This is a genomic window from Patulibacter ginsengiterrae (genome assembly GCF_056269115.1).
This window is the reverse complement of the sequence record NZ_JBWDOG010000001.1, coordinates 734,140-760,514: the sequence shown is the minus strand read 5'-3', so window position 1 is coordinate 760,514 and position 26,375 is coordinate 734,140. Positions and strand designations below refer to the sequence as shown.

The 26,375-nt window shown below is 72.6% G+C and carries 20 protein-coding genes; 7 read left to right on the top strand and 13 right to left on the bottom strand.

Features of this window, described 5'->3' with window-relative positions; genetic code table 11:
- Nucleotides 1-7: 7 nt before the first annotated feature.
- Genes ACVUH9_RS03290 through ACVUH9_RS03265 form a run of 6 tightly spaced genes read right to left on the bottom strand, consistent with a single transcriptional unit; the run spans nucleotide 8 to nucleotide 6,875 of the window.
- Nucleotides 8-1,729 carry an ABC transporter permease subunit gene (locus ACVUH9_RS03290; RefSeq protein ID WP_475753907.1) on the bottom strand — a complete coding sequence of 574 codons (1,722 nt, stop codon included), beginning with the start codon at nucleotides 1,727-1,729 and terminating at the stop codon, nucleotides 8-10.
- The gene (locus tag ACVUH9_RS03285) at nucleotides 1,711-2,766 is read right to left on the bottom strand and encodes an extracellular solute-binding protein (RefSeq protein ID WP_475753905.1); all 1,056 of its coding nucleotides are present in this window, start codon (nucleotides 2,764-2,766) and stop codon (nucleotides 1,711-1,713) included. The genes ACVUH9_RS03290 and ACVUH9_RS03285 overlap by 19 nt, the downstream gene beginning before the upstream one ends.
- A complete protein-coding gene (locus ACVUH9_RS03280) occupies nucleotides 2,763-3,755 on the bottom strand; it encodes an ABC transporter ATP-binding protein (RefSeq protein WP_475753903.1) in 993 nt (330 codons plus the stop codon). The genes ACVUH9_RS03285 and ACVUH9_RS03280 overlap by 4 nt, the downstream gene beginning before the upstream one ends.
- Nucleotides 3,752-4,501 carry an enoyl-CoA hydratase/isomerase family protein gene (locus tag ACVUH9_RS03275; RefSeq protein ID WP_475753901.1) on the bottom strand — a complete coding sequence of 250 codons (750 nt, stop codon included), beginning with the start codon at nucleotides 4,499-4,501 and terminating at the stop codon, nucleotides 3,752-3,754. Before ACVUH9_RS03275 ends, ACVUH9_RS03280 begins: the two co-directional genes overlap by 4 nt.
- Nucleotides 4,498-5,373 (bottom strand): amidohydrolase family protein, encoded by an 876-nt coding sequence (locus ACVUH9_RS03270; protein ID WP_475753899.1) that lies wholly within the window; start codon nucleotides 5,371-5,373, stop codon nucleotides 4,498-4,500. The genes ACVUH9_RS03275 and ACVUH9_RS03270 overlap by 4 nt, the downstream gene beginning before the upstream one ends.
- The gene (locus tag ACVUH9_RS03265) at nucleotides 5,370-6,875 is read right to left on the bottom strand and encodes an AMP-binding protein (protein ID WP_475753989.1); all 1,506 of its coding nucleotides are present in this window, start codon (nucleotides 6,873-6,875) and stop codon (nucleotides 5,370-5,372) included. The genes ACVUH9_RS03270 and ACVUH9_RS03265 overlap by 4 nt, the downstream gene beginning before the upstream one ends.
- A gap of 106 nt (nucleotides 6,876-6,981) precedes the next feature.
- Between ACVUH9_RS03265 and ACVUH9_RS03260 the strand changes: the two genes are divergently transcribed.
- Nucleotides 6,982-7,641 carry a TetR/AcrR family transcriptional regulator gene (locus ACVUH9_RS03260; RefSeq protein ID WP_475753897.1) on the top strand — a complete coding sequence of 220 codons (660 nt, stop codon included), beginning with the start codon at nucleotides 6,982-6,984 and terminating at the stop codon, nucleotides 7,639-7,641.
- Nucleotides 7,642-7,715: 74 nt separating this feature from the next.
- On the opposite strand, the gene ACVUH9_RS03255 is transcribed toward ACVUH9_RS03260, so the two are convergent.
- Nucleotides 7,716-8,516 carry an IclR family transcriptional regulator domain-containing protein gene (locus tag ACVUH9_RS03255; RefSeq protein WP_475753895.1) on the bottom strand — a complete coding sequence of 267 codons (801 nt, stop codon included), beginning with the start codon at nucleotides 8,514-8,516 and terminating at the stop codon, nucleotides 7,716-7,718.
- 171 nt (nucleotides 8,517-8,687) lie between these two features.
- On the opposite strand from ACVUH9_RS03255, the gene ACVUH9_RS03250 reads away from it, so the two are divergent.
- From ACVUH9_RS03250 to ACVUH9_RS03240, 3 genes are read left to right on the top strand one after another with little or no spacing between them, the layout of a single operon-like run.
- The gene (locus tag ACVUH9_RS03250) at nucleotides 8,688-9,506 is read left to right on the top strand and encodes a CoA transferase subunit A (RefSeq protein ID WP_475753893.1); all 819 of its coding nucleotides are present in this window, start codon (nucleotides 8,688-8,690) and stop codon (nucleotides 9,504-9,506) included.
- Nucleotides 9,503-10,285 carry a CoA-transferase subunit beta gene (locus tag ACVUH9_RS03245; RefSeq protein ID WP_475753891.1) on the top strand — a complete coding sequence of 261 codons (783 nt, stop codon included), beginning with the start codon at nucleotides 9,503-9,505 and terminating at the stop codon, nucleotides 10,283-10,285. The genes ACVUH9_RS03250 and ACVUH9_RS03245 overlap by 4 nt, the downstream gene beginning before the upstream one ends.
- Complete coding sequence (locus tag ACVUH9_RS03240) at nucleotides 10,282-11,469, top strand: thiolase family protein (protein ID WP_475753889.1); 1,188 nt, start codon at nucleotides 10,282-10,284, stop codon at nucleotides 11,467-11,469. Before ACVUH9_RS03245 ends, ACVUH9_RS03240 begins: the two co-directional genes overlap by 4 nt.
- 214 nt (nucleotides 11,470-11,683) lie before the next feature.
- Here ACVUH9_RS03240 and ACVUH9_RS03235 read toward each other — a convergent pair whose 3' ends face one another.
- Nucleotides 11,684-12,208, bottom strand: a complete 525-nt coding sequence (locus ACVUH9_RS03235) for an RDD family protein (RefSeq protein ID WP_475753887.1) — start codon at nucleotides 12,206-12,208, stop codon at nucleotides 11,684-11,686.
- Nucleotides 12,205-12,705: a hypothetical protein gene (locus ACVUH9_RS03230; protein WP_475753886.1), complete on the bottom strand. Its 501-nt coding sequence runs from the start codon at nucleotides 12,703-12,705 to the stop codon at nucleotides 12,205-12,207. Before ACVUH9_RS03230 ends, ACVUH9_RS03235 begins: the two co-directional genes overlap by 4 nt.
- Nucleotides 12,706-12,991: 286 nt before the next feature.
- Here ACVUH9_RS03230 and ACVUH9_RS03225 point away from each other — a divergent pair, with 286 nt between their 5' ends.
- Together ACVUH9_RS03225 and ACVUH9_RS03220 are read left to right on the top strand one after the other, a co-directional pair.
- Complete coding sequence (locus tag ACVUH9_RS03225) at nucleotides 12,992-13,888, top strand: DUF6916 family protein (protein WP_475753884.1); 897 nt, start codon at nucleotides 12,992-12,994, stop codon at nucleotides 13,886-13,888.
- A complete protein-coding gene (locus ACVUH9_RS03220) occupies nucleotides 13,885-14,211 on the top strand; it encodes a DUF6916 family protein (RefSeq protein WP_475753882.1) in 327 nt (108 codons plus the stop codon). The genes ACVUH9_RS03225 and ACVUH9_RS03220 overlap by 4 nt, the downstream gene beginning before the upstream one ends.
- Nucleotides 14,212-14,262: 51 nt before the next feature.
- Here ACVUH9_RS03220 and ACVUH9_RS03215 read toward each other — a convergent pair whose 3' ends face one another.
- From ACVUH9_RS03215 to ACVUH9_RS03200, 4 genes are read right to left on the bottom strand one after another with little or no spacing between them, the layout of a single operon-like run.
- Nucleotides 14,263-14,772: an N-acetyltransferase family protein gene (locus ACVUH9_RS03215; RefSeq protein WP_475753880.1), complete on the bottom strand. Its 510-nt coding sequence runs from the start codon at nucleotides 14,770-14,772 to the stop codon at nucleotides 14,263-14,265.
- Nucleotides 14,769-15,296 (bottom strand): phage tail protein, encoded by a 528-nt coding sequence (locus tag ACVUH9_RS03210; protein ID WP_475753878.1) that lies wholly within the window; start codon nucleotides 15,294-15,296, stop codon nucleotides 14,769-14,771. The genes ACVUH9_RS03215 and ACVUH9_RS03210 overlap by 4 nt, the downstream gene beginning before the upstream one ends.
- Nucleotides 15,293-15,805, bottom strand: coding sequence for a phage tail protein (locus ACVUH9_RS03205; RefSeq protein ID WP_475753876.1), 513 nt, complete (start codon nucleotides 15,803-15,805; stop codon nucleotides 15,293-15,295). Before ACVUH9_RS03205 ends, ACVUH9_RS03210 begins: the two co-directional genes overlap by 4 nt.
- 3 nt (nucleotides 15,806-15,808) lie before the next feature.
- Nucleotides 15,809-16,309 (bottom strand): phage tail protein, encoded by a 501-nt coding sequence (locus ACVUH9_RS03200; protein ID WP_475753874.1) that lies wholly within the window; start codon nucleotides 16,307-16,309, stop codon nucleotides 15,809-15,811.
- Between the two features lie 185 nt (nucleotides 16,310-16,494).
- Between ACVUH9_RS03200 and ACVUH9_RS03195 the strand changes: the two genes are divergently transcribed.
- On the top strand, nucleotides 16,495-26,157 hold the full coding sequence (locus ACVUH9_RS03195; RefSeq protein WP_475753872.1) for a beta strand repeat-containing protein: 9,663 nt from the start codon (nucleotides 16,495-16,497) through the stop codon (nucleotides 26,155-26,157).
- Nucleotides 26,158-26,375 lie beyond the last annotated feature (218 nt).

The following is a 26,375-nucleotide window of genomic DNA, read 5'->3' as shown; positions in this document are numbered from 1 at the left end:
GCTTCTCCTAGTCGGTGGTGGGTGAGACGGCGCCGGCACGACGGCCGACGATCAGGGTGAGGGCGAGGGCGGCGACGGTGAGCCCGACGAGCAGCGTCGAGACCGCCGTCACCATCGGCGTGATCTCCACGGCCAGCTCGTTGAACATCCGCTTGGGCAGCGTCTCGTGGGTCCCGGCGATGAAGTACGTGACGACGAGCTCGTCGAAGCTGACGAGGAAGGCGAACAGCCAGGCCGACAGCAGGCTCGGCACGAGCGGCGGCAGCACGACGCGCCACAGCGCCAGCATCGGGCGGGCCCCGAGGCTCCACGCCGCGCGTTCGAGCTGCGGGTCGACGGACCGGAAGGCCGGCGCCAGCACGACCACGACGAACGGGGCGACGAGCACCGTGTGGGCGAGCAGCAGGCCCGGCCAGGTGCCGAGCAGACCGGTCCTCGCGCCGGTCACGTAGAGGGCGACGGCCGTGATGATCGTCGGCGTCGCGACCGGGGCGACGAAGTGGGCGAGCAGCAGCCCGCCGCCGCGGGCGGGTTGCTTGCGCGCCAGCCCGTAGGCGGCCGCCGCCCCGAGCACCAGCGCGATCGCGCTGGCCGCCAGGGCGAGCAGGGCGGAGGAACGCGCGGCCGCCAACCAGACCGCGTCGGAGAAGAGCGCGTCGTACCACCGCAGCGAGAGCCCGGGCGGAGGGAACGCGAGCGTCGACGCGCTCGAGAAGGACATCGGCACGACGACCAGCACGGGCGCGACGAGCAGGGCGAGGGTCACGCACGCGACGGTCGCCAGAACCGAGCGTCCGGTCCGCGTGACCGGCGTGACCGGCGCGCGGTGCAACGCGGAGGCGTCGGGGCTGGCGCCGCCGCCCATCGCCCCGAGGAGGGCGCCGCGCCCGGCGACGCGGGTGACGACGGCGAAGGCCAGAGCGGTCGCGGCGAGGAGCAGCACCGACAGGGCGGCGGCGAGCCCCCAGTTGCCGATGTCGTTGACGAGGGTGTCGAGCAGCGTCGCGAGCAGCGGGACCTTGCCGCCGCCGAGCACCGCCGGGGTGACGAAGAAGCCGAGGGTCAGCACGAAGACGAGCACCGACCCGGCGAGCGCGGCCGGCCAGGTGAGGGGCACGAGCACCCGGCGCAGGACGGTCGTCGGGCCGGCGCCGAGCGAGGCCGCGGCGCCGAGCAGCCGCGTGTCGACGCGGGTGATGCTCGCGTACAGCGGGAGGACGAGGAACGGCAGCAGGATCGAGACGGTGCCGAGCGTGACGCCGGCGCTGTCGTAGAGGAACTGCACCGGGCTGCCGACGAGTCCCAGCTCGATCAGCCCGCGGTTGATCGCCCCGTTGTTGCCGAGCAGCACCAGCCAGGCGTAGGCGCGGACCAGGACGCTGACCCAGAAGGGCAGGATCAGCAGGGCGATGGCGAACCGGCGGCGGCTCGGCCGCATCCGCGCGAGCCAGAGGGCGAGCGGGTAGCCGAGGGCGAGGCACGCCACCGTCGTGATCGCGGCCACGCGCAGCGTGGATCCGAGGATCCGCACGTACGCCTCGGTCTCGACGACCTCGCGGAAGTTGGTCGTCGTGGCCGACGGGTCGAAGACGCTCTGCCCGAGCAGGAGCAGCAGCGGCAGGTCGAACGCGACGACGATCAGAAGGGTCAGCGGCGCCAGGAACGCCGCCCCCCGCGCGATGCGCGGGCGGGGGACGGCGCGGCGACCGGCTAGCGGCTGAGCTTCCATGCTTCCCAGCGCTTGAGGACCTTCTCGTAGTTGGCCGCCCACCACTGCGGGTCCTGGAGGAACTGGACGTCGCGGTTTCCCGCACCGGTCGGCAGCAGCTTCGCGCGGTCGGCGGGGACGAGCTTCTCCATGCCGACGGCCGGGCCCGAGTAGGGGATCAGCTCGGCCAGCGCGGCCTGGTTGGCGGGCAGCGAGTACTGGTGCAGCAGCGCGTTGGCCTGCGCGACGTGGGGCGCGCCCTTGGGGACGACGAGGCAGCCGAGGTCGAGCAGCCCGCCGTCGTAGACGTGCGCTACGCCCTCCTGGTCGGCCAGCCGCCCCGACCAGCCCAGGGCGTACTGGACCTCGCCGTCGCGCAGCAGCTGCGCCGGCTGCGCGCCGGACGTCCACCAGACGTTGACGTTGCCCTTGATGCGGTCGAGCGCCTTGAACGCGCGGTCGACGTCGAGCGGGAACACCCGGTCGAGCGGGACGCCGTCGGCGACGGCGGCGAGCGGCAGCGCGAAGGTCGGGTAGTCGGGCATCGCCCGCTTGCCCGGAAAGCGCTCGGTGTCGAAGAAGTCCTTGACGCCGGAGAGCGGGGTCGTGCCCTGCTTCCAGGCTGGGATCGTCGAGTAGTACTGGTAGCAGAGGGCGTTCTCCTGCTTGGCGCCCGGATCGATCCGCGCCGGCTTGACGGCGGCGTAGTCGATCGGCTCGGTCAGGCCCAGCGCCCCGGCGGCGACCGCCTGGATCGAGTCGAGCTCGACGATCGAGTCGGTGACGTTCCCCGTCTTGACCTGCGCCTGCAGCTTGCCCATCTCCGATGGGCTCTCGCGCGTCACGGCGTTGCCGGTCTTGCGCTCGAACGGCGCGATGTAGGCCTTCTGCATGGCGACGCCGGACGCGCCGCCTGCTTCGAGCACGCGCAACTCGACGCCGGACCTCGCGCCGGTCGTCCCCCCGTCGCGTTTCTTGTCGTCGCTGCCGCAGGCGCCTAGCGTCCCGACGAGCACCGTCGTCGCGGCCGCGGCCGCACCCCATCGTCTCAGCATCATCTCGTTCCCTTGTCGTTGTCCTGCAGGAAAGTCGCGCGGGCCGGGTCCCAGCTCGCGATCACGTGGTCGCCGACCGCCGGCGGCGGCTCGGCGGCCGGCCGTTCGGCCAGCAGGACGGCGCCGTCGTCCAGCCGCAGGTGGCAGACCACCCGCGAGCCGAGGAAGACGACGTCCTCCAGCCGGGCGGAGACGCCGCTGCCGCTCGCAGGCCCCGCGGCGTCCAGGCGGACGTCCTCCGGCCGCACCAGCAGCAGGCCGCCGTCGCGCCGCAGCACGTTGCTCGCCCCGAGGAACTCGGCGACGAAGCGGCTGGCCGGACGGCGGTAGACCTCGGCCGGCGGCCCGTCCTGGGCGATCGCGCCGTCGCGGAGCACGACCAGGCGGTCGGAGAGCGTGAGCGCCTCCTCCTGGTCGTGGGTGACGAGCAGCATCGTCACCCCGAGCTCGCGGTGGAGGGCGCGCAGCTCGACCTGCATCTGGTCGCGCAGTCGCCGGTCGAGGGCCGCGAGCGGCTCGTCGAGCAGCAGGATGCGGGGCTCGAAGACGAGCGCGCGGGCGAGGGCCACGCGCTGCTGCTGGCCGCCGGACAGCGTGCCGGGGGCGCGCGCCTCGATGCCGGGCAACCCGACCGTCTCCAGCGCCCGGGCGACGCGCACGCGCCGCTCGGCCCGGGGAACGCCGCGGGTTCGCAGCGGAAAGGCGACGTTGTCGCCCACCGAGAGGTGGGGGAACAGCGCGTAGCTCTGGAAGACGATGCCGATGTCGCGCTTGTGCGCGGGCAGCCGAGTGACGTCCTCGCCGCCGATCACCACCGCTCCCGAGGTGGCCTCCTCGAAGCCGGCGACCAGCGTCAGGGCGGTCGTCTTGCCGGCGCCGCTCGGGCCGAGGATGGCCACCAGCTCGCCGTCCGCGACCTCCAGGTCGACGCCGTCGAGGGCGGTCTGGTCGCCGTAGCGCTTGGTCAGGCCCCGCAGCTCGATGGCGCTCATCGCTGCTCCCGGAACGCGGCGGCGGCGCGGGCCGCCTCGGCCGAGCCGACGGCGGCGACCATCGCGTCGGTCTCCGACGCGTACGCGGCTTCCATCGCCTCGTCGACGACGGCCTGGAGCACGGCCTTGGCCGCGGCGAGCGCCCGGGGCGGCTGGCCGGCCAGCTCGGCCGCCAGCGCGCGGGCCGTGGCGTGCAGCGCGTCCGGGGGCGCGAGCCGGTTGACGAGCCCCAGCTCGTGGGCCCGCGCGGCGTCGAAGCGCTCGCCGAGCAGCACCAGCTCCCGCGCCCGCAGCGGGCCGACCGTGTGCACCAGCGCGGCGGACGAGCCGCCGCCGATGGCCAGGCCGAGCGGCACCTCCGGCAGCCGGAAGCTGGCGTCGTCGGCGGCCAGGACGAAGTCGCAGGAGAGCGCGAGCTCGCAGCCCGCGCCGATCGCGAAGCCGTGGACGGCGGCGACGCTGGGGACGGTCGACCGCAGCATCCGGCTGACGTCCTGCAGCCGCTCGACCCCGCTGCGCAGGTCCTCGCTCGTCGCGGGCGGCGGCTCCTGCAGGTCGTGGCCGGAGCAGAACGACGCGCCCGCGCCCGCGAGCAGCAGGGCGGTCGCGCCGTCGCGGCCGGCGGCCACGAGCGCGGCGTGCAGCTCCGCGACCAGCGCGGCGTTGACGGCGTTGTGGCGCCCGGGGCGGTCGAGCGTGATCTCCCCGACGCCGTCGGGGTGGAGGACGTACCGGACGCTGCTCATCGGGCGGCCTCGATCGGCGTGGTGGGGGGAATCGACAGGCCGAGCAGCCGGGCGGCGTTGCCGCCGAGGAGCGCGGCGGCGACCGGGTCGGGCAGGTCCATGCCCCGCCACTCCTCGAGCGCGCGGGCCATCGGGAAGACCGGCCAGTCGGTCGCGAAGAGGGCCTGCCCGGCGAGCAGCTTGGTCACGTGGTGCAGGAGCACCTCCCAGCCGGTGCCCGGCTGGGCGAGGTACTTCGGGGCCAGGCCGCCGAAGTCCAGCAGCACGGTGGGGTGGCGTCGGGCGACCGCCGCCATCTCCGTCGCCCACGGCCAGCCGGCGTGGCAGGCGACGAGCGTCAGGTCGGGGAAGTCGCACGCCACCTGGTCCAGCAGCTCTGGGCGCTCACCGCGGATGGGGTGGCGGCGCGAGTAGTTGACGCCGGTATGGAGGCCGACGATCAGCCCCGCCTCCTCGGCCGCGGCATAGACCGGGTAGAGCCGGCGGTCGTCGATCGCCAGGTCGAAGAACGCGGGCTGGACGCTGACCCCACGCAGGCCCAGCGCCTGGATTCGGCGCAGCTGCGCGAGCGTCCGGGACGGGCGAAGCGGCGCGAGCGTCACCGTGCCGAAGCCGGAGAAGCGCGTGGGGTGGGCCGCCACCAGCGCAGCCACCGCCTCGTTGAGCGCGTCCGCGTGGTCGCCGGTCTCGTACTCGGCGTGAACGATCGCGTGGTCGATCCCGGCGCCGTCCATGTCGGCCAGGAGCGCGGCCGCGTCGCGCTGGATGTCCGTGTCGAAGACGGCGCCGTAGTCGGCGAGCAGCGCGCGGGCGTCGGCGTCGAGCGGGGGCCGCAGGGCCTGCGGGAGCCGCACTCGTGCGTCGACGATCATCGGTTCGCCTCCGCGGCCGCGTCCCAGCAGCCGTCGCGGTCCGCGCTGAGTCGGTGCTTGGCGACGCGCTCGGAGGGCGTCCGGGGCAGGTCCGCGGCGGCGACCCAGAAGCGGGGGACCTTGAAGCCCGCCAGCCGCTCGGCGGCGAACGCGTGGAGCGCCGCGAGGTCGAGGTCGTCGACGCCGAGGCTCTCGCGGGGCTGGACCACGGCCTTGACCTCCTCGCCGCGCAGGTCGTCCGGCACGCCGATGACGGCGACGGTGGCAACGTCGGGGTGGGTGGCGAGCACGGCTTCGACCTCCTGGGCCGCGACGTTCTCGCCGCCCCGGCGCACCATGTCCTTGAGGCGGCCGACGAGGCGGAAGGCGCCGGTCTCGTCGCGGACAGCGAGGTCCCCGGTGTGCAGCCAGCCGTCCCGCAGGGTGCGGGCCGTCTCCTCCGGCCGGTTCCAGTAGCCCTGCATCGTCACACCGCCGCGGACCACCAGCTCCCCCTGCTCGCCGTCGGGCAGCGGCCGGCCGTCCTCGCCCACGACGCGGGCCTCCTTGCCCGGCACGGGACGGCCGATCGAGCCGGAGCCGACGCTGCCGGTCTCGTCGAGGGGCACCACGAGGTCGACGCCGGTCTCGGTCATCCCGTACGCCTCGCGCCACGGCACGCCCCAGCGCCGCTCGAACTCGGCGTGCAGCTCCGGCACGATCCCCGAGCACGACACGAGCTTGAGGCGGTGGTCGCGGTCGATCGGGTCCTCGGGCTGGCGCAGCAGGAGCAGCGGCATCGTGCCGATCACGTAGGTGAAGGTCGCGCCGCTCTCCCGCACGGAGGTCCAGAAGCTGGACGCGGAGAAGCGGGGCAGGATCTCGAGCGCGCCGCCGGCGGCGATCGTCGCCACGGTGATCCACTGCGGGTCCATGTAGGTGAAGGGCTGGGCCGTCAGGCAGACGTCGCCCGCGCCGAGGTCGCTCAGCTCCCGGGCGCGCTCGGCCAGCTGCAGCCAGTAGGCGTGGCTGAGCATGCACGCCTTCGGGAAGCCGGTCGTGCCCGATGTGTACTGGAGGTTGAGCAGGTCGTCTCCGCCCGCGGCGGCGGCCACGGGGGTGGTCGGAGCGGTGGCGAGGTCGGCGGCGAGGCTGGCCTCGGTCTCCACCGCCAGGTCGGGGAGCACCTCGGCGACGCGGTCGGCGAGCTCGGGCGTCGTGAGCGCGAGCCGGGCGCCCGAGTCGCTGAGGACGTGGAGCAGGTCGGAGCTGCGGTAGCCGACGTTCACCGGCACGGCGATGGCACCCAGCTTGGCGAGCGCCAGCCAGGCCGTGGGGTAGCCGAATCCGTTGGGGAGCATCAGCGCGACGCGGTCGCCTTTGACGATCGATCGGTCGGCAAAGACGTGTGCGAGCCGCTCGGTCGCCTCGTCGACCTCACCGTACGAGCGGGTCGTCCCGTCGAAGCGAAACAGTGGTGATTCCCGTTGCTCTGCCGCTTTCCGGCGCAGCAGACCACCCACGCCGTGGGCGGCGATCGTCGTTCCCGACACGCTTCTCCCTCTCCCTTGTCCCTCCCGATCGATCGATCGGGAGCGGTGGCGCTACACTACAGTGATGGTTTCCGCGATGTCAACGGAAGAGCGCATTCGGCGGACTGCGGTCTCGCTCTTCGCCGCTCGCGGCTACGCCGCCACGGGGATCCGCGAGCTCGCCGAGGCCGCGGGCGTCCAGACCGCGTCGCTCTACCACTACATGGGCACCAAGGAGGAGCTCTTGCGCTCCTTGATGCTCGACGGGAACCGCCGGCTCCTGGGCTGTGCGCAGCTCCTCGTCCGGGAGTCCGACCTGCCCGAGCACCGGCTCGCGTCGCTCGTCCAACTGCACGTGCTGGGCCACGCGCACGAGCGCGAGCAGGCGATCCTGCACGACACCGAGCTGAAGGCGCTGAGCCCGGAGGCCCGCGCCGAGGTGATCGCGATGCGCGACCGGTACGAGGCGCTGTGGCGCTCGGCGATCGAGGACGGTGCCGCCGAGGGGACCTTCACGATGGAGGACGCGCGCATGACCCGCCTCGGGCTGATCTCGATGTGCACCGGGGTCGCTTACTGGTACGAGCCCCGCCGGGGGCAGGACGACGCCCTGGCGACCGCGTTCGTCGATACCGCGCTCGGCGCCGTACGGGCCCGGCGCGACGGCTCCGACGTGCGCGCGGCCAGCGACGGCATGCCGCGCCCCGCGGCGGCCCGGGACGTCCTCATCAGCCTCGGAGTGCCGGTCGGCAACTGAGGCCGGCGGGTCGGGCCCGTAGGCCGAGCCTGAGTTGGTCGGTCGCGACCGACGGGCCCGATGCCCGCGCTTCTTCAGCGGCGGGCGGGTCCGCCGGGGTGCGCCTGGACGAGGTCGCGGCCGACGGCGTCGGCGGCCTCCCGCAGCCGCGGGAGGGTCACGGTCCGGAGCTGCTCGAGCGTCGTCCGCGCGGCGTGGGTGGCGACGTTCATCGCCGCGACGACCAGGCCGCTGCCGTCGCGCACCGGCACGGCGACGGAGCGCAGGCCGTCCTCCAGCTCCTGGTCGACGATCACGTAGCCGTCGTGGCGGGCGTTCTCGATCGCCGCTCGCACCGCCGGCAGATCGACCAGCGTGCGCTCGGTCAGCGGCTGCGTCTCGGCGTGGGCCAGCTGCTGCTCGAGCTCGTCGACGGGCAGCGCGGCGAGCAGGACCCGCCCCATCGAGGTCGCGTGGGCGGGGAAGCGGGTGCCGACCGCGATCGTGACGCTCATGATCCGCCGGGTCGGGACCCGGGCGACGTAGACGATCTCGCGGCCGTCGAGGACCGAGATCGACGCGGACTCGTCGAGGTCGTGGGAGAGCGCCTCGAGCTGGGGGCGGGCGACGTCGAGGAAGTCGAGGCCGGAGAGGTAGGCGAAGCCGAGCTCGAGGACCCGCGGGCGGAGCGAGAACGAGCGGCCCTGCTGGTGGACGTAGCCGGCGTCGACGAGCGTCAGCAGGAACCGTCGCGCGGCGGCCCGGGTCAGGCCGCAGCGCTCGGCGACCTCGCTCAGCGAGAGCACGGGGTGCTCGCCGTCGAAGGCGCGGATCACGGCGAGGCCGCGGGTCAGCGACTGGACGTGGTCGGGGTTGCGGGGCGCGGGATCGCTCATCGGTTCGGGCGAGGGCAGCCGGGGCGCCCGTGTCGCGCCGCGAACCGTAGCGGAGGGCTCCGGGGCGGCGAGCGCGGTCGTCGAGGGGTGGCGTCGGGGCAGTCTAGCCGCTAGTGTTCGATATGTGCACAGAAGTTCGTATTGCGAACATGACCTGATGAGGGGCACCCCGTGGCCGAGCTGACCGACCTGTCCTCCGCCGTCGCCGAGCTCGTCCACGACGGCGACAGCCTGGCGATGGAGGGCTTCACCCACCTGATCCCGTTCGCGGCCGGGCACGAGGTGCTGCGGCAGGGACGCCGCGACCTCGAGCTGATCCGGATGACGCCGGACGTCCTCTACGACCAGATGATCGGCGCCGGCGCGGCCCGCAAGCTGGTCTTCTCCTACGGCGGCAACCCCGGCGTCGGCTCGCTGCACCGCTTCCGCGACGCGATCGAGAACGGTTGGCCGCACCCGATCGAGATCGAGGAGCACAGCCACGCGGCGATGGCCAACCGCTACGTCGCCGGCGCCTCGGACCTGCCGTTCGCGGTCCTCCGGGCCTACGCCGGGACCGACCTCGAGCAGCACACCAACGTCGAGCGGGTCACCTGCCCGTTCACCGGCGAGCGGCTGGCGGCGGTCGCCGCGCTGCGCCCGGACGTCGCGATCGTCCACGCCCAGGAGGCCGACCGCCAGGGCAACGTCCAGCTCTGGGGGATCCCCGGCGTGCAGAAGGAGGCGGTCCTCGCCGCCACCCGTTCGCTGGTGACCGTGGAGCGGATCGTCGACGAGCTCGAGCCCCGCCCCGGCGGGATCGTCCTGCCCGGCTGGACGATCGACGCGGTCGCCGAGGCCCCGCGCGGCTCGCAGCCGTCGTACGCCCACGGGATCACCGAGCGCGACAACGACGCCTACCGCGCGTGGGACGTCGTCAGCCGCGACCGGGAGCTGTTCACCGCCTGGATCGACGAGCACGTCCTGAACGCCACGGAGGCGAGCGCATGAGCACCATCGACCACGCCGCTCCGGCGACCACCGGGGAGATCCAGACGATCGTCGCCGCCCGCCGGCTGACCTCCGCGAAGGTCGTCTTCATCGGCGTCGGCAAGCCGTCGACGGCCGCGATCCTCGCCCGCGAGATCCACAACACCGACCTCGTCCTGGTCTACGAGTCGGGCACGATCGGCGCCAAGCCGCGTCGGGTCCCGCTCTCGATCGGCGACGGCGAGCTGGCCGAGACCGCCGACGCGGTGGTCGCCGTGCCCGAGATGTTCAACTACTGGGTCCAGCCCGGCCGGATCGACGTCGCCTTCCTCGGCGCCGCCCAGGTCGACCGCTTCGCGAACCTCAACTCGACGGTGATCGGCGACTACGACGCGCCGAGGACGCGCCTGCCCGGCGCCGGCGGCGCACCCGAGATCGCCGGTGGTTGCGGCGAGGTCGTGGTCGTCGCCCCGCACACGAAGCGGACGCTGGTCGAGCGGATCGACTTCGTGACCACCGTCGGCCACGGCGACCCGACCGGGTTGGACCGGCCCGGCTTCGACCGCGAGGCGCTCGGCTTCCGCGGCCGCGGCCCGTCGGCCGTGATCACCGACCTGGGCGTGCTCGAGCCCGACCCGGAGACGAAGGAGCTGACCCTCGTGCAGCTCCACCCCGGCGCGACCGTCGAGCAGGCCCGCGAGAACACCGGCTGGGACCTGAAGGTCGCCGCGTCGGTCGCCACCACCGCCATCCCCACCGACCAGGAGCTCACCGCGCTCCGGGAGCTGATCGCCCGATGACCGACCGTTCTGCCGCCTACGTCCTCGACGCCGTCCGGACCCCGTTCGGGAAGTTCGGCGGCGCGCTCGCCGGCGTCCGCCCCGACGACCTCGCCGCCAGCACCCTGAAGGCGCTGATCGAGCGGACGCCCGGGCTCGATCCGGCCGCGATCGACGACGTGATCCTCGGCGACGCGAACGGCGCGGGGGAGGACAACCGCAACGTCGCACGGATGGCCGCGCTGCTGGCCGGGCTGCCGACCAGCGTCTCCGGCGTGACCGTCAACCGGCTCTGCGGCTCCAGCCTCGAGGCCACGATCCAGGGCTCGCGCGCGATCGAGACCGGCGACGCGGCGCTGATGGTCGCCGGTGGCGTCGAGTCGATGAGTCGCGCCCCGTGGGTCCTGCTCAAGCCTTCGCGGCCCTACCCGGCCGGCCACGAGACCCTCCACTCGACGACCCTCGGCTGGCGGATGGTCAACCCGGCGATGCCGGAGAAGTGGACGATCTCGCTCGGTGAGAGCACCGAGAAGCTGGCGACGATCCACGGGATCGACCGCGAGCAGCAGGACGCCTTCGCCCACGAGAGCCACCAGCGCGCGGCCCGCGCCTGGGCGGACGGCACGCTCGCGAACGAGATCGTGCCCGTCCCCGGGGTCGAGCTGGCCCGCGACGAGTCGATCCGCGAGACGACGACGCTCGAGAAGCTGGCGACGCTGAAGCCCGCCTTCCGCGCCGACGGCACCGTCACCCCCGGCAACGCCTCGCCGCTCAACGACGGCGCGTCGATGGTGCTGCTCGGCAACGAGGCCGCTGCCGCTACGCTCGGCCGCGATCCGCTCGCCCGGATCGTCTCCCGCGCGGCCCACGGCAACGACCCTGACGTCTTCGGCTACGCGCCGGTCGAGGCCGCCAACGAGGCGCTGCGCCGGGCCGGGATCGGCTGGGGCGACCTCAAGGCCGTCGAGCTGAACGAGGCCTTCGCGGCCCAGTCGCTGGCCTGCCTCAAGGGCTGGCCCGAGCTGGATCCGTCCATCGTCAACGTCAACGGCGGCGCGCTCGCGATCGGGCACCCGCTCGGCGCCTCCGGTGGCCGGATCATCGGCCGCCTCGCGCACGCCCTGAAGGCGTCCGGCGGGGGCTACGGCCTGGCCGCGATCTGCATCGGCGTCGGCCAGGGCCTGGCCGTCGTGCTCGAGGCCTGAGCGGGGCGGGCCGGGGCGCCACGAGCGGCCCGACGACGGTCGCGGCCCGGACGCGGCGCGCCCCCTCGCGAGCGGGGCGCACGTCTCCCACGGGCCCGCGAGTGGGTTCCCGCGGGCCCAGTAGCGTCGGCGAGCGACCTCCGCCCGCGGGACCGCGCGTCCCGCGGCGGCGGAGGGCGCCGAGGGCGGACGCCTCCTCCGGCCGAGGCCGGACCTACTCCGGCCGGGACTCGATCACGAGCGTCCGCGCGAGCCGGTCCTGGAGCGCCCGCCGCCGCTCGTCCCACAGCAGGATCACGAACCCGGCGAGCAACGGGATCACCGCGAGCGTCAGGCTGACGAACCGCAGCAGCGCCCGCCGCAGCCGGATCGGGCCGCCGTCCGCGGCGACGACGCGGATCTGCATGACGCGGTTGCCGAGCGTCTGACCACCCGTCGACCACGAGACGACGAAGTAGCCGACGACCCAGAAGGCGTAGACGATGGCGCCAACCACGAGCAGCGCGTCGTGCAACGCGACCGGGTCGTAGATCACCGAGAGCGCGAGCGCGACGATCGCCGAGGCCACCACCGAGGTCAGGTTGATGATCGCCCCGTCGATCGCGAACGCGACCGCCCGGGTGACGAGTCCGGCGTAGACGGGTCCGTCACTGGGGGCGGCAGCTGGTTCGCGCCGCCGGGGGCGGGGCGCGCGGCGCGCCCGCGCCTGGGCCGCCGCGATCGGATCCTCGTCGCTCACGGCGAGCCCGGCAGGTCGCCGTTGCCGGGCCGATCGCTCCGCCGTCGCGCGAGCCGCTCGACCCAGGCGTCGGCCCGCCGCGATCCGTCGCGGACGCCCTCGGCGACCTCTCCGGCGGCGCTGCGGCTCTGGTGGGCGATCGCCTCCGTCACCGCCGGGCTGCGGGCGACCTCGTCGATCAGGACCCACAGCTGCTCGCGCAGGAGCAGGCGCTTCAGCGCGGTGTCGAGCAGGCCGCTGTCGACCGCGTGGCGGACGAGCTGGTCGGCGGCCCGGCTGTCCACGATCCGGGCGACGAGCCTGGTGGTGCCCTCGTGGTTGGCGATCGCGTCGACGATCCGGGCCGGCTCCGGTGAGGAGAGCCAGGCGTCGGCGGTCGCGATCAGCGCGTCGGCGGCCGCCCGCCGGGCGCGTCGCTCGACCCCGCGCCCCAGCCGGACCGCGCCGGAGAGCGGCCGCAGCGCGAATCCGCCCGCGCCCTTCACGGCTGAGGGCACCGTGCTCAACGGCCGGCCCTGCCGGACGTGGGGCGGGGGAGACGCGAGACCAGCACCCCTACGACAGTAGCTGTCGGGCCGGCTCTCGGCCACCGCGGAAACCCCGCACCCGGGACGGTGCCCGGCGGCTCGGATCGGCTGCTTCGGCCGTCGGCAGGCGGCTCCGGTTCGTCCGCGGCCGGACGGGGCACGGCCCCGGGGGCTCGCACGGCCGGACGAACCAACGTCCGTTTTCCCGTGCGCGCGTGGAATGGGCACCCCCGGGGCCGTATGATCGTCCGGCCTCATGTCCGCTCGACCACGTAACGACCTCTCGACGGGGCGGCTCAGCCGACGTCATCTGCTGGCCACCGGCGGGGCCGGCGTGGCCGCGCTCTGGCTCGGCCCAGGTCTCCAGCTGCTGGACGGGATCGCCGAAGCGGCGCCGCTCCAGCCGCAACTACGCCGCTCGACCTGGCTCCAGGTCACGGACAAGGCCTTCTCGGCGACCGCCGGCGGGCGAACATCGGCGTTCCGGCTGCTCGAGGTCTCCGACCTGTCGATCGCCGCCGTCCTGCCGGACCTGCGCGATCACGACGGTGCGTTCTCGCTCCGCTTCAGCGGCCCGGCCGGCGTGGCCCAGGGGCAGGTCCAGCTGCAGCACGCGGACCTGGGCAGGTTCGAGCTGTTCCTCGTTCCGGTCGAGCGCGAGGCCGGGACCCAGGTCTACGAGGCGATCGTCGACCGGACGGTGCGCGTCGCCGGCATCAACGAGGAGGGCGTTCCCACGCCCGTCACCGTGCCCGAGGCTCGTGGTGAGCAGCCGGCGACCGCGGTGGCCGAGACCGGGGTCGCGAACGGCTCCCAGGGCTCGACGCCGCCGGCGGCGAAGGCCGGGGCGAGCAGGAAGGCCGTCAGTCCGCGGCTGCGGCGGGTCGCGCTCAGCCGCGGCAGCACCCGCCGGACGATCGTGGCCGAGCTGGCCCTCGCCGACGCGAGCACGGTGGCGTCGGTCCACGCGCTGCTGTTCGCCCACGGCAAGCTGGTCGCTCGGACCGCGGTCGACGTCCGCACGCCGCAGCGGATCCGGATGCGGTTCCTCGGGCGCCGGAGCCTCGCCCCGGGTCGCTACGAGCTGCACCTGACCGTCGTCGCCCGCAACGGCCGCATCACCCGCATTCGCAGGAAGGTCCGATTCTCGTGAGCACGCTCGAAACCCCGACCGTCGATGACTTCGCGGCGGTCCTGGAGAGCTCGTTCACGCTCGACCTGGGCGATGCGGGCTCGCTGACGCTGACGCTGATCGCCACCAGCGCGCTCGGCGGTTCCGTACCGGACCAGGCCGACGGCCCGGCTGCGGCGGCGCCGCGGCAGCCGTTCTCGCTGGTCTTCCGGGGCCCGCTCGAGACCCAGCTCGGGCAGGGCACCTACGCGCTCCAGCACGACGAGCTGGGCGTGCTGGCGATCTTCCTCGTCCCGATCGCCCGCGACGCCGAGGCGATGCGCTACGAGGCCGTCTTCGCGTAGACGTCCCGACCGCCGGTGCTCGGCCGCGACGCGGCTCGGGAGCCCGGCGGGTCAGGACAGGGCGTCCACGGGACCGCCCGGCGGACGCTCCCAGAGCAGGTAGACCGTGCCCTCGCGCGGCTCGTCCACGGGGACGAAGCCGAGCCGCCGGTAGAGCCGCTGGGCGGGATTGAAGGTCTCGACGTGGATCGTCGTCGGTACGTTGCGGGCGTCGGCCTCGGCGAGCACCGGCGCCAGCACCCGGGTGCCGACGCCGCGACCGCGGTGCTCGGGCAGCAGCGCGATGTCGACGACCCGGACCTCGCGCGCCCAACGACCGACGATCAGGCGCCCGGCCGGCGTCCCGTCGACCTCCACCACGTCGAACGAGGTGTCGTGGTAGTGCTGGGCGTAGTGCCGGGACTGGGCCTCGAACTGGTGCTCGAGGAACGCCGCCTTCTCGGCCGCGCTGAACGGCACCCGCGCCAGCTCCTGCTCGCGGGTGCTCGCGTAGACGCGGGCGAGGAAGGCCCGGTCGTCCGGGGTTGCCGACCGCAGGCCGACCGTCGGCGCCGCGCTCACGGGCGCTGCGGGAAGACGCCCTGAAGCGCGATGCAGAAGTTCACCGTCAGGACCGGCGGGACGTTGGGGTGCGGGGCGTCCGAGCCGACGACCGACAGCACCTGCGGGTTCATCGGGACCAAGTTATCGGTCGCGTTGGACTGGTAGGGCTGGCCGGGGGTGGCGCGGGCGAGCGCCCGGTCCGGGGCCGGCGATGACTGTTCGGCGGTGTCCGGCGAGGCCATCGCCGTGTGGGTGTGCTTCGGCATCTCGGTTTGGAGCAACTGGACGGTGTCGGTGCCGACCACCTCGCCCTGGAAGTACTCGGTCCCGGTGGTGCTCTGGCCTTGCTGGATCGCGCCCGAGCCCTCGAGATCGGGCAGGCCGAACGTCGACTTGCCGTCACCGCCGTACATGGTGCCGAGCAGCGAGAAGAGCGCGGTGTTCTGCGAGATCGGCATCAGCTGCCCGTCGCAGTACGCCCAGCCCTTGGGTGGGAAGTCAAAGCCGAAGACGCGGATCTCGGCGACGAAAGGATCGGTCATTGGTGCGGGAACACCCCAAAGAGGGAGATGATGTAGTTGACGGCGAGGATCGGCATGCGGTTCTCGTGTGGCTGCGAGCCGCCGGTCGGCTGCACCATAGGGGCGGGCAACGCGATGCCCGGGGAATCCCGCAGGAACATCGTGATGCTCGGCGGGCTGCCGACGACCATGTCCTGGGGGTTGGTCGTCGTCCCTCCGGCGGTCGAGGCGAGGAAGCCGTGGGTGTGCTGCGGTGTCTGCTGCGCGGTGATCGTCACGTCCTCGACCCCGAACGGCTCGCCGATCTGGTAGGTCTGGCTGAGCACGGGACCCTTGCCCATGTGCACCGGCAGCCGGCCCTGGAGGTCCGGCAGCCGGAACGTCTCCTCGCCGTTACCGCCGTAGGTGGTGCCGAGCAGTTGGAAGAGGACCTCGTACTCCGAGATCGGCAGCGTCTGCCCCTGGCAGAGCATCCAGCCATTGGGGCCGAAGTTGCCGCCGAACATGCGGATCTCACCGACATAGGGCATGGGTTAGTTCCTCGACGGGAAGATGCCGAGGAGCGCGACACACCAACAGAGTGTCAGTGCCGGCTGGCGGTTCTCGTGCGGCTGGCTGTTGCCGTAGTTGGAGATGGTCTGTGGGTTCACGGTGGTCAGATCGCTGAGCGGTCGGTAGAGGTTGTTGGCGGCGGCGAGCATCCCGGGCATCGGCTGGTTGGCGTTGGAGGACGACGCCATCACCTGGTGGGAGTGCGCGGGCAGCTCCGCCTGGCTCAGGGTGTGGAACTCCTTGCCGTCCGGCTGGCCGACGACGCGTCCGGCACCGCCGCCGCGGTGGATCGGCGCGCGGCCGCGCATATCGGGCAACGCGAAGTTCACGCGCCCGTCGCCGCCGTACATCGTGCCGAACAACGAGAACAGTGGTTGGTTCTGGTTGATCGGCAGGAGCTGGCCGTTGCACTCCGCCCAGCCGCTGGGGGCGAAGTTGAAGCTCATGAGCCGCAGCTCGCCGAGGAAGGGGGTGTCGGACATCGCCGCGAGAGCCTACACGCGGAGCGGGTCATCGACCAACAATCACCGCACGGTGGACGGTTGATTGACGGTGTCGACTTGAGGGGGCGCGCAGGCGGTGTACATTTCACTGCGCCCGCGAAGCCGGTGATCTCGTCGTGCGTCACGCCCGTGACGAAGGAGATCCGCGCGCAGTGCAGACCTCTATGTCCCGACTGATCCGTTCGTCCCTTCCTACGCTGGTCGTGCTGGCCGGTCTGGCCGCCGCGAACCCAGCCCCTGCCGCTGCGGCCACCTCCCAGTCGCAGGCCCAGCGCAAGGCCCTGTCGGCGCTGAAGGTGCGGAGCGGATCGGCGCCGGTGATCGTCTTCCGGCAATCGAAGCGGGTCCCGCGCAACACGCGGATCCAGCAGGCCGGCGTCGGCTCGGCGACCCCCAAGGGCGCCGCCAGCAGCCGTGGCCGCGAGCGAGCGAAGGCCGGCGTCACGACCGTCGATGCCCCGGTCGTCGCGCGCACCGGTCGTGAGTCCGCCTGGCTCTTCTACGAGGACCAGGCGCCGTACCAGGCGTACCAGCACCCAGGCCGGGTCATCCTGGTCGGGACCACCAGCGGCCGGGTCAGCGTCTCCAAGACCCTGCTCTGGCCGCCGCTGATCGACGGCAAGCTGCCCGAGTTCCTGGCCGGCTACGACGCCTACCGCTCCCCCAAGCACCGCGCGTTCACGCGCTCGTGGCGGACCGGGAAGGGCTCGACGACCCGTGCCATCAGCGCCACGAACCTCGGCGTGTCGATCGGCGCGACGCTGCCGCAGGTCAACGACCTCGTCCCGGCCCAGGCCCCGTCGGGTGCCGCCCGCAAGCAGGCGGCGGACCAGCTCGCCGCCGAGGGCTCGTGCGCGATCCGGATCAGCGACACGCTCGGCAGCTTCTACGACGCGGGGCCGGTCGACCGCACCCGCGCCGAGCTCGGCGTCGTCTTCAACCAGCTCGCGCGCCTCAACCCGGGCTTCTTCACCGCGCGCTACCGCTACCGCGAGGGCCTGACCCCCGGTGGCTTCGTCAACCAGGCGATCACGCAGCACGGCTGCAAGGACGTCCTGGTGTACCTCGGTGGCGGTGGCTACCGGAGCGGAGAGGCCGCGGTCAACGTCGGAACCAACGGCCGCAGCGACGGCAAGATCGACCAGCAGGCCGTGACCGCCACCGCGGTCGGCAAGATCCTGGCCGAGCACCCCGGCGTCACCTTCAAGCTGATGGTCGACGCGCCCTACTCGGGCCGCTTCCTGCCGGTCCTGCGCACGGCGCCGAACCTGGTCCTGTTCGCCGCGTCCTCGGGCGCCGCGGACGGCAGCTTCACCGCGCTCGCCGACGTCCAGGATCCCCAGGGCCGGCCGGTCGCCAACACCTACAACCGTCGTGGTCACCTCGAGTTCACCAACCGTGAGCTCCAGGGCCTCAGCTGCTTCCTCTCCAGCCCCGAGGAGGTCGGCGCCGCGGCCGCGGCGAAGGCCGACGGGCGCAGCACGTCCTTCCTGGCCTGGATGATCGCCCGCTCCTTCACGCTCTGCTCCGGCGGCAGCCTCGCCGAGCAGGTCGCCGGAGCGCCGCAGCCGATCCTGCACTTCCCGGGTGGGTTCCCGGCGGGTGGAGGCACGCCGAAGGTCAACCACCCGCCGGTCGCCAACGCCGGCAGCGTCACCACCGCCGAGGACGCGCCCGTCGCGATCACGCTCGCCGGGACCGACCCCGACGGCGACCCGCTCAGCTACGAGATCGTCAGCGGCCCGACCAAGGGCACGCTGAGCGGTACCGGCGCGAACCGCATCTACACCCCGAACGCGAACGTGAACGGCAGCGACTCGCTGACCTTCAGCGTCTCCGACGGGCAGACGAGCTCGGCCCCCGCGACCGTCTCGATCACCGTCACGGCGGTCAACGACGCCCCGATCCTCACCCTCGGGCCGGGCACCACCAGCTTCGTCGAGGCCGGCGCCCCGGTCGCCGTCGACCCGGGCCTGACGCTCGTCGACGTCGATGACGCCGACGTCACCGGCGCCACGGTCGCGATCGGCGACGGCTTCGCCAGCGGCGAGGACGAGCTGCTCTTCACCGACACGCCCGCGATCACCGGCAGCTTCTCCGCCGCGACCGGCGTGCTCAGCCTGACCGGCTCGGCGAGCAAGGCCGACTACCAGGCGGCACTCCGCTCGGTGCGCTTCCGCAACACCAGCAGCAACCCGTCGAACGCCCCGCGCGGCGTCGTCCTCCGGGTCGACGACGGGCGCGCCGAGAGCGCCCCGGTGACCCGTCCGGTCGGCCTGGAGACGGTCAACGACGCGCCGGTCCTGGCCGGCGCCGGCAACATCGCCGCCTACACCGAGGACGACGCCACCGGCGTGCTCGTCGCACCCTCCGTCCTGGTCAGCGACGTCGACAGCCCCAACCTGGCGGCGGCGACCGCCCAGATCACAGGCAACCTCGCCAGCGGCGAGGACCGCTTGGCCTTCGTCGACCAGGCCGGGATCACCGGCAGCTACGACCAAGCGACCGGCACCTTGACCCTCACCGGCTCGGCCTCGCAGGCCGCGTACGAGACCGCCCTGCGTTCGATCCGGTACCGCAACGCCAACACCGGCAACCCGTCGACCGCGGCGCGGACGGTCTCGTTGCAGGTCAACGACGGCTCCGTGCTCGCCGCGACCAGCAACCTGGTCACCAGCAGCGTGCTGGTCAACGCCGTCAACGACCTGCCGACCCTGACCGACGGCGGCGCCGCCGTCACCTTCACCGAGGCGGACGCGCCGGTAGCGGTCGACCCGGCGCTGGTCGTCGGTGACGTCGACGACGCCAACCTCGGGTCGGCGACGGTCTCGATCGGGACCGGCTTCGTCAGCAGCGAGGACGAGCTCGCCTTCACGGACACGCCGACGATCACCGGCAGCTACGACAGCGCGACCGGCGTCCTGACCCTGACCGGGAGCGACACCGTCGCCAACTACCAGGCGGCGCTGCGCAGCGTGACCTACGAGGACACCAACGACGACGACCCGTCGAACGCCACCCGCGCGATCGGCTTCGCGGTCTCCGACGGCGACGGCGCCAGCAACACCGCCAGGACCGCGGTCACGGTCGCGCCGGTCAACGACGCCCCGGTCCTCGGCGGCGGGGGCAACACCGTCACCTTCGAGGAGGACGACACCACCGGCGTGATCGTCAACTCCGGGTTGACCGTCGTCGACGTCGACAACGCGAACCTGGCGGGCGCGCGCGTCTCGATCGGCGTCGGCTTCGACGCCAGCGAGGACGAGCTGCTCTTCGTCGCCCAGAACGGGATCACCGGCAGCTACTCGACCGCGACCGGGGTCCTGAGCCTGACCGGCTCGGCGACGAAGGCCCAGTACCAGGCCGCGCTGCGCTCGGTCCGCTACCGCAACCTCAACACCGGCAACCCGTCGACGATCCAGCGCGCGGTCGGGTTCCGGGTCGACGACGGCGCGGCCTCGAGCAACCTCAGCGGCACCGAGATCAACGGGGTCGACATCAACCCGCACGACGACGCGCCGACGCTGACCTCCGACGTCGACGACGAGCCGGTCTTCACCGAGGGCGGTGCCGACGTGACGATCGCTCCGGGGCTGACCGCGGGTGACGCCGACGACGCGACCCTCGCCGGCGCGACGGTCTCGATCGGGACCGGCTTCGTGGACACCGAGGACCGTCTGGTCTTCACCGACACGGCGAACATCACCGGCAGCTACGACGCCGCGACCGGCGTGCTGGTCCTCTCCGGCAGCGACACGCTGGCGAACTACCAGGCGGCGCTGCGCTCGATCAAGTACTCGAACGTCAACACCGACGATCCGTCCACGACCTCGCGCGTGGTCGGCTTCCAGGTCACCGACGGGACGCTCGCCAGCAACTCGGCGACGACGACCGTCGCCATCCAGCCGGTCAACGACGCGCCGGTCCTGATCGCCGCGCCCGGCTCCGTCAGCTTCACCGAGGACGACACGACCGGCGTCCTGATCCACACCGGAGTCGTCATCGCCGACGTCGACAACGCCAACATGGCCGGGGCGACCGTCGCGATCACCGCCGGGCTCAGCGCCCTCGAGGACCGCCTGGTCTTCGTCACCCAGAACGGGATCGTCGGCAGCTACGACGCCCCGACCGGCGTCCTGACCCTGAGCGGCTCGGCGACCAAGGCCCAGTACCAGGACGCGCTGCGGTCGATTCGCTACCGCAACCTCAACACCGCCGACCCGTCGACCGCCGGCCGCACGGTCAGCTTCACGGTCACCGACGGCAGCAGCGCCAACGGGACCAGCAACACCTTCGCCAGCAGCGTCTCGGTGGTGGCGGTCAACGACGCCCCGACGATCACCGCCGGCTCGTCCAGCGCCAGCTTCACCGAGGGCCAGGCGTCGCCGGTCGTGATCGACGGCACGGTCGGCGTCGCCGACGTCGACGACGCGAACCTCGAGAGCGCGACGGTCACGATCTCCGGCAACTTTGCCTCCGGCGAGGATGTGCTCGGGTTCACGAACCAGAACGGCATCACCGGGAGCTACAACGCCGGGGCTGGCGTCCTGACCCTCAGCGGTCCGGCGACCAAGGCCGAATACCAGGCCGCGCTGCGCTCGGCGACCTACGAGAACACCAACCACGGCAATCCCTCGACGGTGGTCCGCGGGATCGACTTCCGGGTCAACGACGGGACCGCGAACAGCAACGACGCGACCGCGACGGTCTCGGTCGTGGCGGTCAACGACGCGCCCGTCGTGACGACGTCCGGCGGCAGCGCCGCCTTCGTCGAGCCCAGCTCGGCTGCTGCGGGCTCCGGTCCGGTCGCGGTCGACCCCGGCGTCCTCGTCAGCGACATCGACGACACGAACGTCACGGGCGCGACGGTCTCGATCGGCCTCGGCTTCGACTCCGCCGAGGACGGTCTGGAGTTCACGGACACCCCGGAGATCGCCGGCAGCTACGCCAGCGCGACCGGCGTCCTGACCCTGACCGGCACCGCGACCAAGGCCGAGTACCAGGCCGCGCTGCGGACGGTGGCCTACGCCAACTCCAGCGACACCCCGTCGACCACCGACCGGATCGTCTCGTTCCGCGTCAGCGACGCGGCGCTCACCAGCGCCGCGGCGAACCGCACCGTGACGGTGGCTCCGGCCGACGACCCGGCGGTGGTGACCCTCAGCGGCAGCACGCCCTCGTTCACCGAGGCCGGTAGCCCGGTCACCGTCGACGCCGGCCTGACCGTCTCCGACGTCGACAGCGCGAACCTCGCCTCGGCGACGGTCTGCATCTGCAGCGGGCGGGTCAACGCCGAGGACGAGCTGGTCTACACCCCGACCAACGGGATCACCGCCACCGCCTACGACCCGGCGACGGGCACCATCACCCTGACCGGCCCGCTCGCGGGCGGCTTCGGGACCAAGGCCGACTTCCAGGCCGCGCTGCGGACCGTTCGGTACCGCAACACCAACCTGACGACGCCGAGCCCCGCCGACCGCGGGATCCGGTTCACGGTCAACGACGGCAGCCACGACAGCGCGCCGGCGACCAAGACGGTCGGCGTGATCAGCCTCAACGACCCGCCGGTGCTCGGCGGGGGCGGGAACACCGTCGCCTACACCGAGGACGACGCCGCCACGCTGGTCAACAACGCGATCACCGTCGCCGACGGCGACGACACCAACGTCGACTCGGCCAAGGTCGCGATCAGTGCCAACCTCGCGTCGAGCGAGGACGCGCTGAGCTTCGTCAACGCGGGCGGCATCACGGGGGTCTACAACTCGGCCACCGGGGTCCTGACCCTGACCGGGACGGCGACCATCGCCCAGTACCAGGCCGCGCTGCGGACCATCAGGTACGTCAACGGCAACCACGACGCGCCGTCCTCGCTGCCGCGCACGGTCAGCTTCACCGCCAACGACGGTGAGGAGGACAGCGACCCGATCACGACGACGATCACGGTCGCCCAGAACCCGGACGCGCCGGCGTTGACGGCCGGCACGGGCAACGTCAAGACGTTCAACGAGAACGGCTCGGCGGTTGCCGTCGACGACCTGGCGGCCGTCGCGGACGTCGACAGCACCAGCATGTCGGGCGCGACCGTGACGATCACGACCGGCTTCTCCACGGCCCAGGGCGACACCCTCGCGTTCACCCCGACGCTGGCGGTCACCGGCTCCTACAACCCGCTGACCGGCGTCCTGACGATGTCCGGCGCGGCGACCAAGGCCGAGTACCAGGACGCGCTGCGCTCGGTGGTCTACTCGAACACCAGCGAGAACCCGACCACGTCGCGGACCGTCAGCTTCCAGGTCCGGGACGAGGCCGCGGTCGCCAGCAACACCGTCACCCACGCGGTCGCGATCCTGCCGGTCAACGACCCGCCGGCGCTCGCCGGTGGGGGCGCTCTCGGCTACACCGAGAACGCCGCCGCGACGGCGATCTCGCCCGCGCTGACGGCGACCGACGCCGACAACGCCAACCTTTCCGGGGCGAGCGTGCAGATCACCGCCGGCTTCAGCACCGCGCAGGACCGACTCTCGTTCGTCAACACGGCCAACATCACCGGCTCCTACAGCACGGGCACCGGCACGTTGACCCTGAGCGGCAGCGACACCGTCGCCAATTACCAGGCGGCGCTGCGGGCGGTCAAGTACGACAACACCTCCGAGGATCCGTCGACCGCCCAGCGGACGGTCACCTACACCGCGACCGACCCGGGGGCGCTCTCCGGGACGACCACCGCGACGATCGCCGTGACCGCCGTCAACGACGCGCCGGTCGGGGTCGCTGACGCCGACACGACACCCGGCAACACCCGCCTCGCCTACGGCACCACGGTGCCCGCCGGCCAGGCCGGGCGTACGAACCCGAGCTCGTCGGTCAGCGTGCTGACCAACGACACGGACGTCGACGGCCCGGGCTCGCTGGTCCTCGACGAGGCGGCCTCGTCGGCGTCGAGCGCCAACGGCGGCAGCGTCGCCTGGCACGCCGACGGCACCTTCAGCTACGACCCGCCCGTCGGCTTCACCGGCACCGACACGCTGACCTACAAGGTCGCTGACGGGGCGCCGACCCCGGCCACCGGCACCGGCACCGTGTCCGTCGTCGTCAGCGGACGGGTCTGGTACGTCAAGAACGACGTCGGCGTCAGTGGTGACGGCCGCTCCAGCCAGCCGTTCAAGACGCTGGCGGCGGCGGACACGGCGGCCAACGCGGCCAACGACCGGATCTACGTCTTCGAGGGCGACGGCACCACGACCGGCCTGACGGGCGGCTTCTCGCTGCTCACCGGCCAGCGGCTGATCGGCCAGGCCCAGGACCTCCAGGTCGGGTCGGACCTGCTCTTCGACAGCGTTCCGGCCGACCGTCCGTCGGTCACCGGCACGGTCGCGGTCGGAAGCGGCAACACCGTCACCGGCCTCCAGATCACCGGCGCCGGCGGCAACGCGATCGAGGGGGCCAGCGGCGACGCCGCCGGCACGCTCGACGACCTGACCATCGGCGGCACCGGCGGCGGCGCGGGCATCGCGCTCAACGGCACCACCGGCAGCTGGGACATCTCCAACACCAACGTCTCGATGGGCACCGGCTCGGCGGGCGTCAGCCTGACCAACGCCGGCACGGTCAACTTCACCAGCGCCGGGACGAACGCGATCCGCACCGTCAACGGGGCCGGCCTGACCGCCTCCGGGACGGCGCTCTCCGGCGTCGTCGACTCGACCACGGTCGACGCGTCGCCGTCGACCGGTGTCTCGCTGACCAGCACCACCGGCTCGCTGATCCTCGACGACCTCAACCTGACCACGACCGGCAACGGCCTCGTGCTGAACAACGCCAACGGGATCACCGTCCGGACGCAGGGCGGGGCCGACGGCGACATCTCCGCCAGCGGCGCGGCGGCCGATATCAACACCGACGCCGGCGCGCCGGCGACGCCGCCGATCGTCGGCCTCGACCAGGTCAGCTCGACCGGCGGCCTCAACGGCCTGCGGCTGATCGGCCTCGGCGTCGGCACGTTCAGCGCCAACGGCGGAGCCCTCAGCGGCCACAGCGACGCCGAGATCAACATCGGCGGCGCCAGCAGCGGAGCGATCAGCTACCCCGGCACGATCGGCAACGGCAGCGGGCTCTCCGTCCGGGTCAACGGCCGGACGGGCGGCACGGTCAGCCTGACGGGCAACATCAACGACACCAACGACGGTAGCGGCGGGATCGCGATGTCCGGCAACAGCGCCGGGTCGACCACCTTCTCCGGCTCGACCAAGACGCTCAACACCGGAACGTCCAACGCGGTCGACCTGGCCTTCACCGGCAGCCACACGGTCAGCTTCATCGGTGGCGGGCTCGACATCGACGCCACCAGCGGCCGCGGCTTCACCGCCACCACCGCCAACGCGACCGGCCTGGTCACCATCCAGGGCGCGGGCAACACGATCAACACCACGACGGGCACCGCGCTCAACGTCGACGGGCCGGACTTCACCTCGGGTGGCGCGACCTTCCGGTCGATCGCCTCGAACGGTGCGGTCAACGGCATCAACCTCAACAACACCGGGAGCGCGGGCGGCCTCAGCGTGAGCGGAACCGGGACGTCGGCCAGCGGCGGCGTGATCACCGCGTCGACCGGTCCGGGCGTCAACCTGGCCAACACGTCGAACGTGTCGCTCTCCGGGGTCAATGTGACCAACGGCCAGGACGACGGGATCCGCGGCGCAGGCGTCAGCGGCTTCTCGATCGCGGGCGGCGCCGGGTTGAGCTCCTCGATCACCGGCAACGGCGACGCCGTCGGTGAGCGCGGGCTCGACTTCACCGAGTTGTCGGGCGTCGCGACGATCACCAACGCGACGGTCACCGGCAACGCCGAGGACAACCTCGCGGTGGTCAACGACGCGGCCAACCTGTCGAACTTCACGGTCGACGGCGGGACCTACGGCACCACGAGCACGACGATCGGCAACGACGGGATCCGGCTGGAGAACAACGGCACCGGCTCGCTGACCGGCGCGATCAGGAACGCCACGTTCAGCATGAACCGGGGCGACCACGTCCAGGTCACGACCGACGCCTCGAACTCGGCCACGCAGAACCTGACCATCGAGGACAACACGATGCGGGGCGACGGCAACCAGGGGAGCCCGACCACCCTCGGCGGCGGGATCACGGTCAACCCGGCCGGCAACGCTCAGACGACGGTGACGCTCGACAACAACGACATCGAGCGGCCGCGCGACTCGGCGATCGTGCTCAACAGCCCGCTCGGCAGCACCGCGACGCTGAAGGCGACGGTCATCAACAACCACGTCGGCACCGCCGGCGAGGTGGACTCGGGATCGGCGACCGGCGACGGGATCTACGTCAACGGCCACGGCGCTAGCACCATCACCACGCTGATCGAGAACAACGACTTCCGCTCCTACAACAACGCGTCGGGTATCGACATCGTGCAGAACGACGGCGACGGGACGATCAACGCCACCGTTCGCGGCAACACGATCGCCGAACCCAACGCTGCGGCGGGGGCGGGCATGCGATTGGTCGTCGGCAGTGATGCGCAGGACAACGGCACCTCCTGCCTCGATATCGGTCACCCGAGCGTTGTGGGGCAGAAGAACCATCTCGTCAACACCGGGGTCGTGGGCCAGCCGGACATCCGCTTCCGGATGTCGGGCGGGGTCGGCAACACGGCAAAGCTCCCCGGGTACGGCGGCGGAGCGAACGACCCGTCTGCGGTCAATGCCTACCTTCAGGGCCGCAACGACGTACGTGCGACGCTGGGCGTCAGTGCGACCCAGTTCGACAACGCCTCGACCTATCTGACGGCGGCCGGCTGCCCGGTGCCGTAGCGGGTCCGGTGATCCTGCTTCGTCCGGCGCGCTGGGCGAGGCGGGGCTTCCGGTGGCGGTGGCCGGTGGCGGTGGCCGGTGGCGGATCGGGACCGGGTGGGCGTAGCGGATTTGGGCCGGGCTCGCGACGAGGGGCGCGGCGGTGCTGATGCAGGTTGGCGTTGCGGGGGAACGCCAACCTGCATCGGCTCGGTACCCGCCCGGCCCCGCGAGCCTCC